The 14124-nt window shown below is 70.2% G+C and carries 11 protein-coding genes and 1 pseudogene; 8 read left to right on the top strand and 4 right to left on the bottom strand.

Features of this window, described 5'->3' with window-relative positions:
- The first annotated feature begins 73 nt into the window (after positions 1–73).
- On the top strand, positions 74–646 hold the full coding sequence (locus A5760_RS15015) for a TetR/AcrR family transcriptional regulator (RefSeq protein WP_064882077.1): 573 nt from the start codon (positions 74–76) through the stop codon (positions 644–646).
- On the opposite strand, the gene A5760_RS15010 is transcribed toward A5760_RS15015, so the two are convergent.
- On the bottom strand, positions 643–2781 hold the full coding sequence (locus tag A5760_RS15010) for an acyl-CoA dehydrogenase (protein WP_064882074.1): 2139 nt from the start codon (positions 2779–2781) through the stop codon (positions 643–645). The two genes, A5760_RS15015 and A5760_RS15010, sit on opposite strands and share 4 nt — an antisense overlap.
- A 340-nt stretch (positions 2782–3121) precedes the next feature.
- On the opposite strand from A5760_RS15010, the gene kstR reads away from it, so the two are divergent.
- The gene (gene kstR, locus A5760_RS15005; RefSeq protein WP_064882776.1) at positions 3122–3721 is read left to right on the top strand and encodes a cholesterol catabolism transcriptional regulator KstR; all 600 of its coding nucleotides are present in this window, start codon (positions 3122–3124) and stop codon (positions 3719–3721) included.
- Positions 3722–3727: 6 nt separating this feature from the next.
- Here kstR and A5760_RS15000 read toward each other — a convergent pair whose 3' ends face one another.
- A complete protein-coding gene (locus A5760_RS15000; protein ID WP_064882073.1) occupies positions 3728–4807 on the bottom strand; it encodes a LacI family DNA-binding transcriptional regulator in 1080 nt (359 codons plus the stop codon).
- Positions 4808–5093: 286 nt separating this feature from the next.
- On the opposite strand from A5760_RS15000, the pseudogene A5760_RS26705 reads away from it, so the two are divergent.
- The 5 genes and pseudogenes from A5760_RS26705 to A5760_RS14975 form a co-directional block, all read left to right on the top strand.
- Positions 5094–5192, top strand: a pseudogene (locus A5760_RS26705) (metal ABC transporter permease); the annotation flags it as partial.
- A gap of 36 nt (positions 5193–5228) precedes the next feature.
- Positions 5229–5939, top strand: a complete 711-nt coding sequence (locus A5760_RS14990) for a sensor domain-containing protein (protein WP_064882069.1) — start codon at positions 5229–5231, stop codon at positions 5937–5939.
- A gap of 61 nt (positions 5940–6000) precedes the next feature.
- Positions 6001–6759: a LamB/YcsF family protein gene (locus tag A5760_RS14985; RefSeq protein WP_064882067.1), complete on the top strand. Its 759-nt coding sequence runs from the start codon at positions 6001–6003 to the stop codon at positions 6757–6759.
- Positions 6759–7676, top strand: a complete 918-nt coding sequence (locus tag A5760_RS14980) for an MBL fold metallo-hydrolase (protein WP_064882065.1) — start codon at positions 6759–6761, stop codon at positions 7674–7676. The genes A5760_RS14985 and A5760_RS14980 overlap by 1 nt, the downstream gene beginning before the upstream one ends.
- 13 nt (positions 7677–7689) lie before the next feature.
- Positions 7690–8931, top strand: a complete 1242-nt coding sequence (locus A5760_RS14975; RefSeq protein ID WP_064882063.1) for an SLC13 family permease — start codon at positions 7690–7692, stop codon at positions 8929–8931.
- Here A5760_RS14975 and A5760_RS14970 read toward each other — a convergent pair.
- A complete protein-coding gene (locus A5760_RS14970) occupies positions 8928–11570 on the bottom strand; it encodes a LuxR C-terminal-related transcriptional regulator (RefSeq protein ID WP_064882061.1) in 2643 nt (880 codons plus the stop codon). The genes A5760_RS14975 and A5760_RS14970 overlap by 4 nt on opposite strands.
- A gap of 169 nt (positions 11571–11739) precedes the next feature.
- Between A5760_RS14970 and A5760_RS14965 the strand changes: the two genes are divergently transcribed.
- Positions 11740–13149: an FAD-dependent oxidoreductase gene (locus A5760_RS14965; RefSeq protein WP_064882059.1), complete on the top strand. Its 1410-nt coding sequence runs from the start codon at positions 11740–11742 to the stop codon at positions 13147–13149.
- Here A5760_RS14965 and A5760_RS14960 read toward each other — a convergent pair.
- Positions 13146–14099, bottom strand: coding sequence for a glycerophosphodiester phosphodiesterase (locus tag A5760_RS14960; RefSeq protein WP_419538250.1), 954 nt, complete (start codon positions 14097–14099; stop codon positions 13146–13148). The genes A5760_RS14965 and A5760_RS14960 overlap by 4 nt on opposite strands.
- Positions 14100–14124 lie beyond the last annotated feature (25 nt).

Here is a 14124-nt window from a genome sequence, read left to right as displayed (position 1 = left end):
TCAAGTGATGCGACCATGGTCCCATCACCATACAGCAGTGACGGGACCATGGTCGCATCACTAAGGTGAGGCTATGGCCCGTTGGCAACCCGACGCGCGCGAACGCTTGGTCGCCGCGGCACTCGACCTGTTCAACGAGCGCGGATACGACCAGACGACCGTCGCGCAGATCGCCGAGCGCGCCGGGCTTACGAAAAGCACGTTCTTCCGGCACTTCCCGGACAAGCGTGACGTGCTGGCGGCCGGCCAGGACGCGATCGCGCAGCTACTCCGCGAGGGCATCGCCACGGCGCCCGCCGATGCGACACCGCTGGCCGCCGTGTGCTCCGGCTTGAAGTCGGCGGCTTCGGCGTTCACATCGTTCAACCGGGAACTCGCGCCGAGGCTCAAGGCCGCGATCGCGGCCAGCGCCGAACTTCAAGAGCGCAACGCGCTCAAGCAGATTGGGCTAGCGCTTGCGATGGTCGAAGCGCTGCAGGTCCGCGGCGTACCGGAGTCGACCGCCGTTTTGGCCGCCGAGCTCGGTGCGCTGGCTTTCAAGAAGGCCTACGCCCGCTGGGCCGAACCCGGCGAAAGCGGCGAGCTGGGCACGATGGCGTGCGAGGAGCTACGCGAATTGCACGCCGCCGCGGCCGATCTCGGCTAGCGGGGCAGGCCGAGGAGCCGCTCGGCCGCGACGGTCAGCAGGATCTGCTCGGTGCCGCCGGCGATGGTCAGACAGCGGGTGTTGAGGAAGTCGAATACCGCTCGGTCGTTGTCCGCCCGGCGGTCGACGAGTCCGCCGCCCTCGGCGACATCCATCGTGAATTCGGCCAGGGCCTGGCGGTAGCGGACACCGATGAGCTTGCGCACGCTCGATTGCGCCCCGGGGTCTTGGCCGCCGACGGCCAGCTGGGCGATCCGCTGGTCGAGCAGCGCGCCGGTCTGCGCCAGGATGATCAGGCGCCCGAGCCGGTCCTGCTCGGCGACGTCGAGATCCCTAGCCGCCAACAACTTCAGCAGCTCTTCCATCGGGTTGCCCAGCGCCGTTCCGTTCGCCATCGCGACCCGCTCGTTCGCCAATGTCGTTCGGGCCAACCGCCACCCGTCGTTAACCTCGCCGACCACCATCTCGTCGGGCACGAACACGTTGTCCAGGAACACCTCGTTGAACAGCGAGTCACCGGTGATCTCGCGCAGCGGCCGGATGTCGATGCCGGGCGATTTCATGTCGATCAAGAAGTAGGTGATGCCCTTGTGCTTCGGTGCGTCGGGATCGGTGCGCGCCAGGCACACACCCCAGCGCGCCTTGTGCGCGGCCGACGTCCACACCTTCTGCCCCGTCAGCAGCCAGCCGCCATCAGCGCGCACCGCCTTGGTGCGCAGGGAGGCCAGGTCGGAGCCCGCGCCGGGCTCGGAAAACAGCTGGCACCAAAGGAATTCACCACGCAGCGTGCCCGGCACGAATTGCTCCACCTGTTCCGGCGTGCCGTGCTCGAGGATGGTCGGCGCCGCCCACCAGCCGATCACCAGGTCGGGCCGGGTCACGCCCGCCGCCGCCAGCTCCTGATCGATCAGCAGCTGCTCGGCCGGACCCGCGCCGCGCCCGTAAGGCGGCGGCCAGTGCGGCGCCTGCAGGCCCGCCTCGGCCAGGGCCGCCTGCCGCTTCTCCTCGGGCAGCTCGGCGATCCGGGCGACGGTGGCGGCGATCTCCGCCCGCTGGTCCTCGACCTCGGTCAGGTCGATCCCCAGCCGGCGCCGCACACCCGCCTGAGTCAGCGCGGTGATGCGGCGCAACCAGGTCTCGGCCCCGCCCAGGAATCGGCCGATGGCATGCGCCCGGCGCAGGTACAGGTGCGCGTCGTGCTCCCAGGTGCAGCCGATGCCGCCGAGCACCTGGATGCAGTCCTTGACGTTGGCCTTCACGGCGGCGATGCCGGTGCTCGCGGCCAGGGCCGCGGCGATGGAGAACTGGGATTCCTCGCCCTCGGCGGCGGCGCGGGCGGCGTCGGCGGCGGCCACCTCGGCCTGCTCGGCGCGACACAGCATTTCGGCGCAGATGTGCTTGATGGCCTGGAAGCTGCCGATCGGCTTGCCGAACTGCTCGCGGACCTTGGCGTAGTCGACGGCGGTCTCCAGTGACCAGCGGGTGATGCCGGCCGCCTCGGCCGCGAGCACCGTCGCGGCCAGCTCCTCGACCCGTGCGCGGGTGTTCGACACCACGGTGGCCGGGGCCGCGTTCAACAGCACCCGGGCCAAGGGCCGGGAGAAGTCGCCGGCAGGCAGGGACTCGATCTGCACGCCCTCACCGCCGGTGTCGATCAGCAGCCACTTCCCGTCGGCCGGTGCCAGCAGCACGGCGCCCTCGGCGACACCCAGCGCGAACGGCAGGGTGCCCGACGCCTTTGACGTCGCGCCGTCGAACTCGATGTCGCCTTCCAGCGCCAGCCCGGCGAAGCGCTCACCGGAGGCGAGGGCGCCCAACAACTCGGGGTCGGAGACCACCAACGTGGCCAGCGCGGTGGTGGCCACCGGCCCGGGGATCAGCGCTTTAGCCGCTTCCTCGACCATCGCGCACAGGTCTTCGATGCTGCCGTCCGCGCCGCCCAACTCCTCCGGGATCGCGACGCCGAAGATCCCCAGGTCGGCCAGCCGGGAGAACACCGGCCGCCAGGCGTCGGACTTGCCCTGCTCCACGTCGCGGATCGCCGCGGTGCCGCCCGGCCCCGACGTCGTGTTGCGGGCCCAGTCGCGCACCAGGGCCCGCGCGGCGAACTGCTCGTCGGTGACGGTCGCTACCACCCTGAGGACCTCCGCGTCCTTGACTCGACGTGACAAGGGGGTTGAATCCCTGTCCTGATTGTCCGATCTGCCCGCCAAGCGGGTATCTCCATCACGTGTTGGCACGCAACCCGCTCTCCGGAGACTAGAACGTGTTCTAATAGTGCCAGTGATCGACCGTCAAGTCGAACGCCATTACAGCAGCACAGCGCTTGTCCACGGCGGTATGGAGGTGGGAAATTCACACGCAGAATGCGTATCGTTTGCAAACGAACCGCCGGGAACAGGAGCAAACCGTCACATGCCAGCCAACGCAAATCCGAGCCGCGTGTCTGACGCGCAGCCGCGCGAGGTCATAAACGTGGCGGTACTGGCGGAATCCGAACTGGGGTCCGAGGCGCAGCGGGAACGCCGCAAGCGCATCCTGGACGCCACCATGGCCATCGCCTCCAAGGGCGGCTACGAGGCAGTTCAGATGCGGGCGGTGGCCGATCGCGCGGATGTCGCGGTGGGGACGCTGTACCGGTACTTCCCGTCGAAGGTGCACCTGCTGGTGTCGGCGCTGGGCCGCGAGTTCAGCCGCATCGACGCCAAGACGGACCGCACGGCGATGACCGGTGGCACGCCCTTCCAGCGGCTCAACTTCATGGTGGGCAAGCTCAACCGCGCGATGCAACGCAATCCTCTGCTGACCGAGGCGATGACGCGCGCCTACGTGTTCGCCGACGCGTCGGCGGCCAGCGAGGTCGACCAGGTCGAGAAGCTCATCGATTCGATGTTCGCGCGCGCGATGGCCGACGGCGAACCGACCGAGGACCAGTACCACATCGCCCGGGTGATCTCGGACGTGTGGCTGTCGAACCTGCTGGCGTGGCTCACCCGGCGGGCCTCGGCCACCGACGTCAGCAAGCGGCTGGACCTGGCCGTGCGGCTGCTGATCGGCGACCAGGACTCCAAGTAGCCCGGCTCACGCCGGCGGGCCGGCGGTGCGGCCCCGGACCAGCTCGGTGTCCAGCAGCTCGACGGCCGGCAGACCCGAACGCGGCGGCTTCAACAACAGCTCCCCGGACCGGCGGCCCTTCTGCAGGCTGGATTGCGACACCGTGGTCAGGCCGCGGTTGATGGCCTCGGGCACGCCGTCGAATCCGGTGACGGTCATCTGGCCGGGCACGTAAATGCCGTGCGCGCGCAGGTAATCCATGGCGGACAGGGCCAGGATGTCCGCGGTGCACATCAGCGCGGTGATCCGCGGATTGGCCTCCAGGGCCACCTTGGCGGCCGCCCCACCCGATTCGGGCAGGTGCTCGTAGCTTTCCACCACGGTCAGGGAATCGGGGTCGACGCCGGCCGCCGTCATCGCCTCCCACACGCCGACGATGCGCTCGCGCTGCACGTCGAAGGCGGGTGAGCGCAGCCGGTCGGCGTCCACCAGACCCTGGCGCCGGTCCCGGCCCAGCCGCATGGTCAGCAGCCCGATCTCGCGGTGCCCCAGGCCCAGCACGTAGTCGGCGAGCTCGCGCATTGCGGCGCGGTCGTCGATGCCCACCCGCGAGACCCCGGCGAGCCCCTTGGGTTGGTCGACCACCACGACCGGCAGCCGGCGCTGCAGCACCACCTGCAGGTAGGGATCGTCGTCGCACACCGAATACACCACGAAGCCGTCCACGCCGGCCGAAAGCACCGCGGCCGTCCCGTCTTTGAGGCTGCGGCTGGGCCCGACGGCCACCAGCAGCAGCCCCTGCCCCAGCGCCTCGCACGACTGCGCCACCCCGGTGACGAAGTCCCGCGCGGCGGGGTCGCTGAAGAAGTAGGTGAGGGGTTCGGCCATCACCAGCCCGACCGCGCCGGACTTGCGGGTGCGCAACGATCGCGCCACCGGGTCGGGGCCGGCGTACCCGAGCCGCTTGGCCGTCGCGAGCACGCGCTCACGCAGGCCCGGCGAGAGCTGATCGGGCCGATTGAAGGCATTCGAGATCGTCGTGCGCGAAACGTTGAGCTCATCCGCCAACGACGCCAGAGTCGCACGCCGGCGCGGTGTGGGACTCACGTTCGGTGAGGCTACAGCGGATCGCGGCCCGCGCGTACGGGCTACCGCTTGCGGCTTTGTAATGGAAACGGTTTTCATTAATATTATGGATCGGCTGACTGGCCGGCGGGAGGAAATCGGACGTGCGCATGGCACCGACGCGGCAGCGAACGGCCAAGGCCAGAACCGCCGATGCGACGCGGTGGCTGGCGGCGCTCTGGTGTTGACCGGCGGGGCGATCCTCACCGGCTGCAGCGGCACCGCGCACTCGCGCGCCATCTCCGTCGTCGCCTCCACCGACGTGTGGGGCCCCGGCGTGCCGGTGTCGGTCTTCGTCGCGAGCATCTCGTTTCTGATCTATCCGGTCTGCTGGATGATCGGGCGCCGGCGAGAGTCCGCCGCATAAGCTGGTTGCACACATTGGCCCCACGTCCGGGAGGCAGTGGTGCGCGGGCGAATCGCGTTCCTGGCGCTTGCGGCGGTGTGCGCCCTCACGGCCGGCTGCACCACCGTCGTCGGCGGCCGCGCGTCGCCCGCGGACACCTCCGGCCCAGTGCCCCAGACCCCGCTGACCGCCGCGGCTCTCGATGGGCTGCTGCTCGACAAGGACCAGATCAACTCCCTGCTCAGCGCGGGGATGCGGCTCCGCTACGGCGTGCAGGACATGTGGGACTGGAGCTCGACGTTCAGCGACAAGAACTGCCTGGCAATGGACGGCCCGGCCCAGGCGGCCGTTTACGCGGACACCGGCTGGACCGCGATGCGTGGCCAGCGCTTCGACGACAACTTCGATGACCCGGCGGTCCGCAACGACTCCGCCATCCAGGCCGTGATCGCCTACCCGTCCGCGCGGAAGGCCAACACGTTCTACGACGCCTCGGTGCGACGGTGGTTCGCCTGCGCCAATCGCAAGTTTTCCGAACGTCCCACGGGCAAGCCCGAAATCGTGTGGGCGGTAGGCGAGGCCCACAAGGTCGAGGGCACCCTCAGCACGTCCGAAGTTCAGGACAGCAGCGACGGCTGGACTTGCCAGCGGGCGCTGACCGCGCGCAACAACGTCGTCATCGACGTCGCCACCTGCGGCTCCTTCCTGCCCGGCGGGTCCGCGGTCGACCTCGCCCAGCAGATCGCGGCCAAGGTCACCACGCAGTAGCCGGGCGCCGCACGGCCTCCTCGCCTAGGCCGGCGCGACTGCGCCCCCATAAGCTGGGCGGGTGGCCGGTATCGACCTTAACGCCGACCTGGGCGAGGGCTTCGGCGTCTGGCGCCTGGGTGACGACGACGCCATGCTCGGCATCGTCACGAGCGCCAACGTCGCGTGCGGCTTTCATGCCGGCGACCCCGCGGGCCTGCTGCGGGTATGCCGGTCGGCCGCCGCGCGTGGGGTCCGCATCGGGGCGCAGGTGAGCTATCGCGACCTGGCCGGGTTCGGCAGGCGCTTCATCGACGTCGCCGCCGAGGACCTTATCGCCGACGTGGTGTATCAGATCGGCGCGCTGCAGGCGCTGGCGCACGCGGCCGGCTCGTCGGTGTCCTACGTCAAACCACATGGCGCGCTGTACAACACAATCGTGACCCATCCCGAACAGGCCGCCGCCGTGGCCGAGGCGGTGCGTCTGGTGGACGCCGGGTTGCCGGTGCTGGGCATGGCGGGCTCGGCTTTTTTCGACGAAGCCGCCCGCCGCGAGTTACGCACGGTGGCAGAGGCTTTAGCCGACCGGGCCTATCGGCCCGACGGCCGGCTGGTTTCCCGCCGGGAGCAGGGCGCGGTGCTGCACGACCCGGCGGAGATCGCCGACCGGGTGGCCGCCATGGTCACCTCGGGGCAGATCACCGCGACCGACGGCACGCAGCTTGCTATGACGGCGGAATCCGTTTGCGTGCATGGTGATTCGCCGGGAGCCGTGCAGATCGCCACCGCCGTTCGCGACCGCCTCGAGGCGTCCGGCATCGAGATCGGGGCCTTCTGCTGATGCGGCTGAAACTTGGGCGGCCCGACATCGCGCGGTATGCGGACCGGTTCAACGCGCCCGCCGCCCAGGCCAACGCGCCCTCGGTGACCTGGATGGGTGTGGCGACCCTGCTGATCGACGACGGCTCGTCGGCGTTGATGACCGACGGCTACTTCTCCCGGCCGAGCCTGGCCAGGATCGCGGCCGGCAAGGTGGCGCCCTCGCCGGCGCGCGTCGACGGATGCCTTGCCCGGGCCAAGGTCTCGCGGCTGGCGGCGGTCATTCCGGTGCACACCCACATCGACCACGTGCTGGACTCCGCCCTGGTCGCCGATCGCACCGGCGCGCAGCTGGTCGGCGGGCAGTCCGCGGCCAACGTCGGGCGCGGGTACGGGCTGCCGGAGAACCGGATCGTCGTCGCGGTCGACGGCGAACCGATTCGGTTGGGCGCCTACGACGTCACCCTGATCGAATCGCATCACTGCCCGCCCGACCGGTTCCCCGGCGTCATCGACGAGCCGGTGACCCCGCCGGTGAAGGCGTCGGCGTACCGCTGCGGGGAATCCTGGTCGACGCTGGTGCACCACCTGTCCACCGACCGGCGGCTGCTGATCCAGGGCAGTGCCGGCTTCGTCAGGGGCGCCCTGGCCGGCCACCGCGCCGACGCCGTGTACCTGTCCGTCGGGCAGCTGGGGCTGCAGCCGCGGTCATACCTGGTCGACTACTGGACCGAGACCGTGCGCGCGGTGGGGGCGCGCCGGGTGATCCTCATCCACTGGGACGACTTCTTCCGCCCGCTGACAAAACCGTTGCGCGCCTTGCCCTATGCGGGTGATGACCTGGACGTCTCCGTCGGCATCCTCGACGAGCTGGCCGCACAGGACGGCGTCGCGGTGCACCTGCCCACGGTCTGGCGGCGCGAAAACCCTTGGCAGTGAAGCGGTTCTGACGTTGGCCCTGACGCTTGCGCTGTTGCTGCTTGCTGTTGTCCTGGCGTTCGCCGTCGTGCGCCCCGGGGGCTGGCCCGAGGCGCTGGCGGCCGTCCCTGCGGCCCTTATCCTGGTCGCGGTCGGCGCGATCTCGGTGCACCAGGCGGCGAGACAGGTCGCCGACCTGTCCGGCGTGGTGGCGTTCCTGGGTGCGGTGCTGGTGCTGGCCAAGCTGTGCGACGACGAGGGCCTGTTCGAGGCCGCCGGCGCGGCGATCACGCGGGGACGGGTGGGGTCGGGCGGCCTGCTGCGGCGGGTGTTCGTCATCGCCTCGGTGATCACCGCGGTGCTGAGCCTGGACGCCGCCGTGGTGTTGCTGACCCCGGTGGTGCTGGCGGCCGTGCGGCGACAGCGCACCCGGGTGCGGCCGTACGCCTACGCCACGGCGCATCTGGCCAACGGCGCCTCGCTGTTGCTGCCGGTGTCGAACCTGACCAACCTGCTGGCCTTCCACACCGCCAACATCTCGTTCACCAAGTTCACTCTGGTGATGGCGGCGCCGTGGGTGGGCGCGGTGGCCGTCCTCTACCTGATCTTCCGGTGGTTCTTCGCCAAGGACCTGCGGGTGCAGCCGGACCCGGAGCAGCTGGGCGCGCCGCCGCGCCCGCCAGTGTTCGTGTTGGTGGTCGTCGCGCTGACGCTGGCCGGGTTCGCGGTCGCCCAGTCAGTGGGGATCGCGCCGGCCTGGGTGGCGCTGTGCGGCGCCGTCGTCCTGGCGGTGCGCAGCCTGCGCCACCGGCACACCTCGGTGTCCGACATCGTGCGCTCGGTGAATGTGTCTTTTCTGGTGTTCGTGCTGGCGCTGGGCGTCGTGGTGCAAGCGGTCATGCTCAACGGGATGGACCGGGCGATGTCGGCGGTGCTGCCGTCGGGTTCGGCCCTGCCGGCGTTGCTCGCCATCGCCGCGATAGCCGCCGTGCTGGCCAACGTCGTCAACAACCTGCCCGCGACGCTGGTGCTGCTGCCGCTGGTGGCGCCGAGTGGGCCGGTGGCGGTGTTGGCCGTGCTGATCGGGGTGAACATCGGCCCCAACCTGACCTACGTCGGTTCGCTGTCAAACCTGTTGTGGCGGCGCGTGTTACGGCAGCACGACGTCGACGCCGGTGTCGGCGAATACACCCGCCTCGGCGTGTGCACGGTGCCCGCCTCGCTCGCGGTGGCGGTGCTCGCGCTGTGGGCCTCGGCGCGGCTGCTGGGTCTCTAGATCGCGGGCGAGCCGCAGGGGCCCGATCGGATGATGGACGCCAGCTCCTCGCGCGACTGCGCCCCCACCCGCTGGCAGGCCCGGTACACGTGGCCCTCCACGGTGCGCACCGACATCACCAGCTTCTCCGCGATTTCACGATTGGACAGGCCGGCCACCACGAGTTCGACGACGGCGCGCTGCCGGCCGGACAACTTCAGGCCCGTCGGGGTGTGCAGCGCCGGCGTGTGCAAGCCACCGCACTCATCGGCCAGTTCCCTGGCCACCGCCGCGGCGTACAGCCCGCGGCGATGGTGTTGGTGTTCGTCGAACACCACGGAAGCCTGCGCCGCCGCATCGGCGGCCGCGACCCGATCACCGATCCCCCGGTACGCCGCCGAGGCCGCCAGCAGGCCGTCCCCATCGCGGGCCGACAACGCCACCGCGTGCGATGCGACGGCGTCGGCCAGCGGCAGCGACAACGCGCCGGCCAGCTCCCGCGCCCGCGGCGCCTGCGCGCCGTCGCCCCATTGCGCCGCCGCCTGGATGCAGGCCAGCTCGTGGGTGGGCTGGCCACGGTCGCGGGCCAGTCGCGCCGCTTCCGTTACGGATGCCACGGCCTCGCCCAGCCGGCCGCTCGCCGCCATCGCCCACCCCTCGGCCAGGGACAGGCCGGTGTGCATGAACAGAAAGTCGGCGGGCACGCAGGACCGCGCCGCGGCGGCCGCGTCGTTCGCATCGAAGGCCTGCCCGAGCTTGGCGTGCGCCTCGGCCAACGCGAAATAGCTCGCTGGTCGCAAACCGGTTGTCACATAGTGTGTTTGCACCCCGGCCACCGCCTCGTGCACCAGCCGGGCCGCCTCGGCGACGGCGCCGCGAGCCAGCTCGGCGGTGCCCGAAAGTAGCGCCAGGTTGGCGTACGCCAGGCCGGGGATGTCACGGGATGATTCGGCCAGTTGCCCTGCCGTGCTGACAAATTCGTCGATCCGACCGGTCAGCCGGCAGGCGCGGCCGTAGACGGCGCCGAACCAGAACCGCATATGCGATGCCTGAAACGACGTCGTCGCACGCCGCAGCGTCTGCTCCGCCACGCCGGTGAGCTCATCGACCTGACCCAGCGCCCCCATCGCCATGATCAGCGCGAGCGAGGCCATCATCCTATGGAAGCCGGGCAGGTCAGGGAAACCCAAGGCGGCCCGGGCATTTGCGGCCGCGGTTTCGCAGCGCGCCGCCACCGCATCCAGGCACGCCTGCACGGCCAACCGCTCCGCTCGCTGGGCGGGGGTCTCGGAATCAAGCGCGGCAAGCCCATCGAGGATCTCGACCGCGCCGTTGGGATCGAAGAGATTCCACATCAGGTTGGCCGCCCGCACGGTCGCCCAGTGATGGGCGTCGGGCAGGTCGCCGTCGGCCATCGCGCGCAGCGCCGACTCGGCCGGCTCGCCCCGCCCCAGCAGCGCCAGGTTCATGGCGCGCACCCCCGCCGCCCCGGGCGCACCGGCTTCCGTTGCGGCGGTGGCGAACCGGTCGGCCAGGTCCAGATCCAGCAGGGTCATCGCATGCCGCGCCGATTCCAGGTACAGCCCGGGGTCGGGATCGAGGTCCGACTCCAGGCGCAGCAACGCGCGGCGCACCGTGGCCTGTATGTCGGCGTCGCCGGCGTCGCATAGCCGCGCCGCCAGCCTGCCGCGAATTTCCGACAGATACAGCTCGCCGGCGCTCGCCCGGCGCAGCTCACCGAACAGCGGGTGGGCAAGTCTGGCCGTCAACCCGGCGCCGGTGCGTTCGATGCTGACCAGGCCCATCCGCTCGGCCGCCGCCAGGTCGCTGCGCCGCGCCAAATCGCACAGCACCTCGACGGCCAGCGGCTCACACTGCGACAACGTGTCGATCACCATCGCCACCTCCGGGCTGAGCCGCCCCATCTGACGGCCCACCGTGTCGGACAGGCTCGCCGAGACCGCAACGTCGCCGTCCCACATCCATACCCCGGCCGTCTTATGCATCCGCCCGGCGGCCACCTGGTCCGCCAGCAGCTGCCGCAGGAACAGCGCGTTGCCACCGGTCAGCTTCTGGAACCGCGCCGCGCTGCGCGCATCGACCGGACCGTCCAGCTTGCTCTCGATGACCTCGCGTGTCGTCGCGGCCGAAAACGGTTTGAGATCAAGCCTTTCCAACAGCCCGTCTTTCCACAGCGCCGTCACCGCGTCCGGTTCGTCGAGGCCGATGCGTACGGTGACCACCAGCCGGACCCCACCCGACTGCGCCAACTGGTGGACGACCATCGCGGACAATCCGTCCAACAGGTGCGCGTCGTCGACCCCGATCAGCACACGGCGTTGACGCTGCTGCGCGACAAATGAATTGATCACCCGTCGCACATCGGCCAGCGGATCCGACTGCACCTCATTCAGAGCCTCGGTCATCGACCCGATGAACGCGCCGAGCGGCAGCGCCTGCGCCGAGTCGGTGCCGACGATCCACCTGGTCCGCTCCCCGGACGTCTCGGCGCGCCGCAGCACTTCGTGGGCCAGCCAGGTCTTGCCCACTCCGGGGGCCCCGGCGATCACCACGCCCGCGTGCTTGGCGCCCGCACCCAGGGCGCGGCGAATGATTCCCAATTCGCTGGCGCGCCCGGCCAGCGGCTCGGCGCAGATCATTCGGCGAATATAACGGGGCGCGAGCACCGCCCGGGCCGCTTTGCCGGCGTTCGCCGGTCTCGCGAGTGGCCGCCCCGTGGCAATGGCGTAGTCGACTACGCTGCCAGCCTCCGTTCCGGGCCATGAGCATGGTTTTCGTCGGGTACGCGCTCAGCACAGGCGGTGGGCTATGGCAAGGATCGGCAATCACGCGGTGGTACTGGGAGCGAGCATGGCCGGTCTGGTGGCCGCGCGATCGCTCAGCGAGTTCTTCGGCACGGTCACGGTGGTGGAGCGCGATCCGCTGCCCGACATCCCTCCCGACACGGCCTGCGCTCGCCGCGGTGTGCCGCAGGGTCGTCACCTGCACGGCCTGCTGCCCCGTGGTGCCCTGGTGCTCGAGGAATTGTTCCCCGGCGTCCTCGATGCGATGGTCATCGACGGCGCACATCACCTGGATGGCCGTGATCTCTCGCAGCTGTACTACCGCTTGGGCGACCACCTGATGGTGCGTTCGGGGGTCGCCCCCTCGTTCGCCGCCTATCTGGCCACCCGGCCGTTCCTCGAAGAGCATGTCCGAGCGCGACTGCGCCGGATCCCCACCGTCACGCTGCTCGACGAGCACGACATCGTGGACTTGACCACGACATCAGACCGCCGCCGGGTGACCGGCGCCCGGGTGGTCGACCGTCGCACCCGCGACGACGTCACGCTGAGCGCGGACCTGGTGCTCGATGCCACCGGGCGCGGCGCGCGCACCCCGGCGTGGCTGACCGCCCTGGGCTACCAGCGCCCGGCCGAGGTACATGTGCCGGTTCAGCTGACCTACGTGAGCCAGCGCCTGCGCATGGCGCCGGACGCCGTGCATGAATTCGGTTTCATCATCGGAGCAGTGCCGGGCCGTCCGCGCGGGCTGGGCATGTTGCGCTCGGAGAACGACACCTGGATGCTCACCGTGTACGGCATCGCGGGCCACGGGCCGCAGCCGGACCTGGCATCGATGTGCGAGTTCGTCGAGGACTGCGCACCGGCCCATCTGCTGGCCGCGGTCAGGGCCGCCGAACCCATCGGCGAGCCCACCCGGCACGGTCAGCCGACCAGCCAGTGGCGCCGCTACGACAAGATGCAACGCTTCCCGGAAGGCCTGCTGGTGATGGGCGACGCGATATGCAGCTTCAACCCGATCTACGGTCAGGGCATGACGGTCGCCGCGCTGGAGGCGGTGGCGCTGCGCGACTGCTTGTCTGAGGGCACAGAGGATTTGGCGCGGCGATTCTTCCGGGCCGCCGCGGTGCCGATCCGCCAGGCGTGGGAGCTGTCGGCCAACCCGGACCTGTGCCTGCCCGAGATCGAGGGCACGCCACCGCTGCTCACCCGGCTGCTCAACGCGTACATCGACCGCATACTCACCGCGACCGAATACGACCCCGTCGCCGCCGATCGGTTCTTCAAGGTCACCGCGCTCATCGATCCCGCTTCCCGGCTGCTGCGCCCGGGCATGATGTGGCGGGCCGCGTGCGCGAACCTTCGCCGACCGCGACGCGGCGACGAACAGCCGGCTGTCGACAACGGCGACCTGGCCGGCAGCGTCGCCCGCTAGCCCCGCCGGTAGGCGGGCGGCAACGGCATCGCCAGTTCGGCGAGCACGCCGCGCAGCAGCGTCGGATAGTCCGTGATGATGCCGTCGACCCCGTATCCGATCTGCTGACGCATGGCGGCGGCATCATCCACCGTCCATGGAATCACCTTGAGCCCCAACGCATGTGCGCGGTCGACGTACTCCCGGGCGGTGACCAGTTGATAATCCGGTGAGACGATGCAGGCGCCCACCATCCGCGCGCCGATCAGCGGATCACCGATGAGCGTGGGGTTTTCGCCGGCCAGCCAGGGCGAGTCCGGCGCCCAGGTGTGCCCGTCGTACAGGGCCACCAACGGAATTGACGGGTCGGCGCGCCGCACCAGCGGCAGGGTGCGCCAGTCGAAGCTCTGAATCTCCACCTGGTCGACCTTGCCCGCGGACCTGACCGCGGCCAGGATCACGTCGACGAACTCCTGCGGCTCGGCCGATGTCCAGGGCCGGTCGGCCTCCACCTTGGTTTCGATGTTGTAGCGGATCCCGTCGGCGCGGTAGGAGTCGGCGAGCGCGAAAACCTGCGGCAGCGTCGCTATCTTGTTGCCCCGCACCACCTCGGCCCGGGGGTACTCATCGAGCAGGCGGCCGCAGTCCAGGGTGTCGACCTGCGCCAGGGTGAGCTCGTGCACGAGCTTGCCGACGTATGGGTACTGCAGGTCGCCGGCCAACGCGGGCGCCGTGTCGGCGCACTTCTCGGCCTGGATCGTCGGGTCGTGCCACACCAGCGGTTGCCCGTCCTTGGTCAGGACGACGTCGAGTTCCAATGTGCTGACGCCCAATTCGAGCGCCTTAGCGAACCCGCGCAGGGACTCCTCGGTGGTCTCGCCCCGCCCCCCGCGGTGGGCCTGCAAGTCGAAGTCGGTCGCCTGGGCCCGGGCGACGCCAGCCGGCCACAGCGCGACGGCCAGCAGCACCACTACCAGCGCGGCACCGAGGCGCGCG

This window comes from Mycobacterium colombiense, assembly GCF_001665835.1.
In the GTDB taxonomy this organism is placed as follows: Bacteria; Actinomycetota; Actinomycetes; order Mycobacteriales; family Mycobacteriaceae; genus Mycobacterium; species Mycobacterium colombiense_A.
Note: the sequence above shows the minus strand (reverse complement) of the source record. Positions and strands in the feature narration are given on the sequence as shown.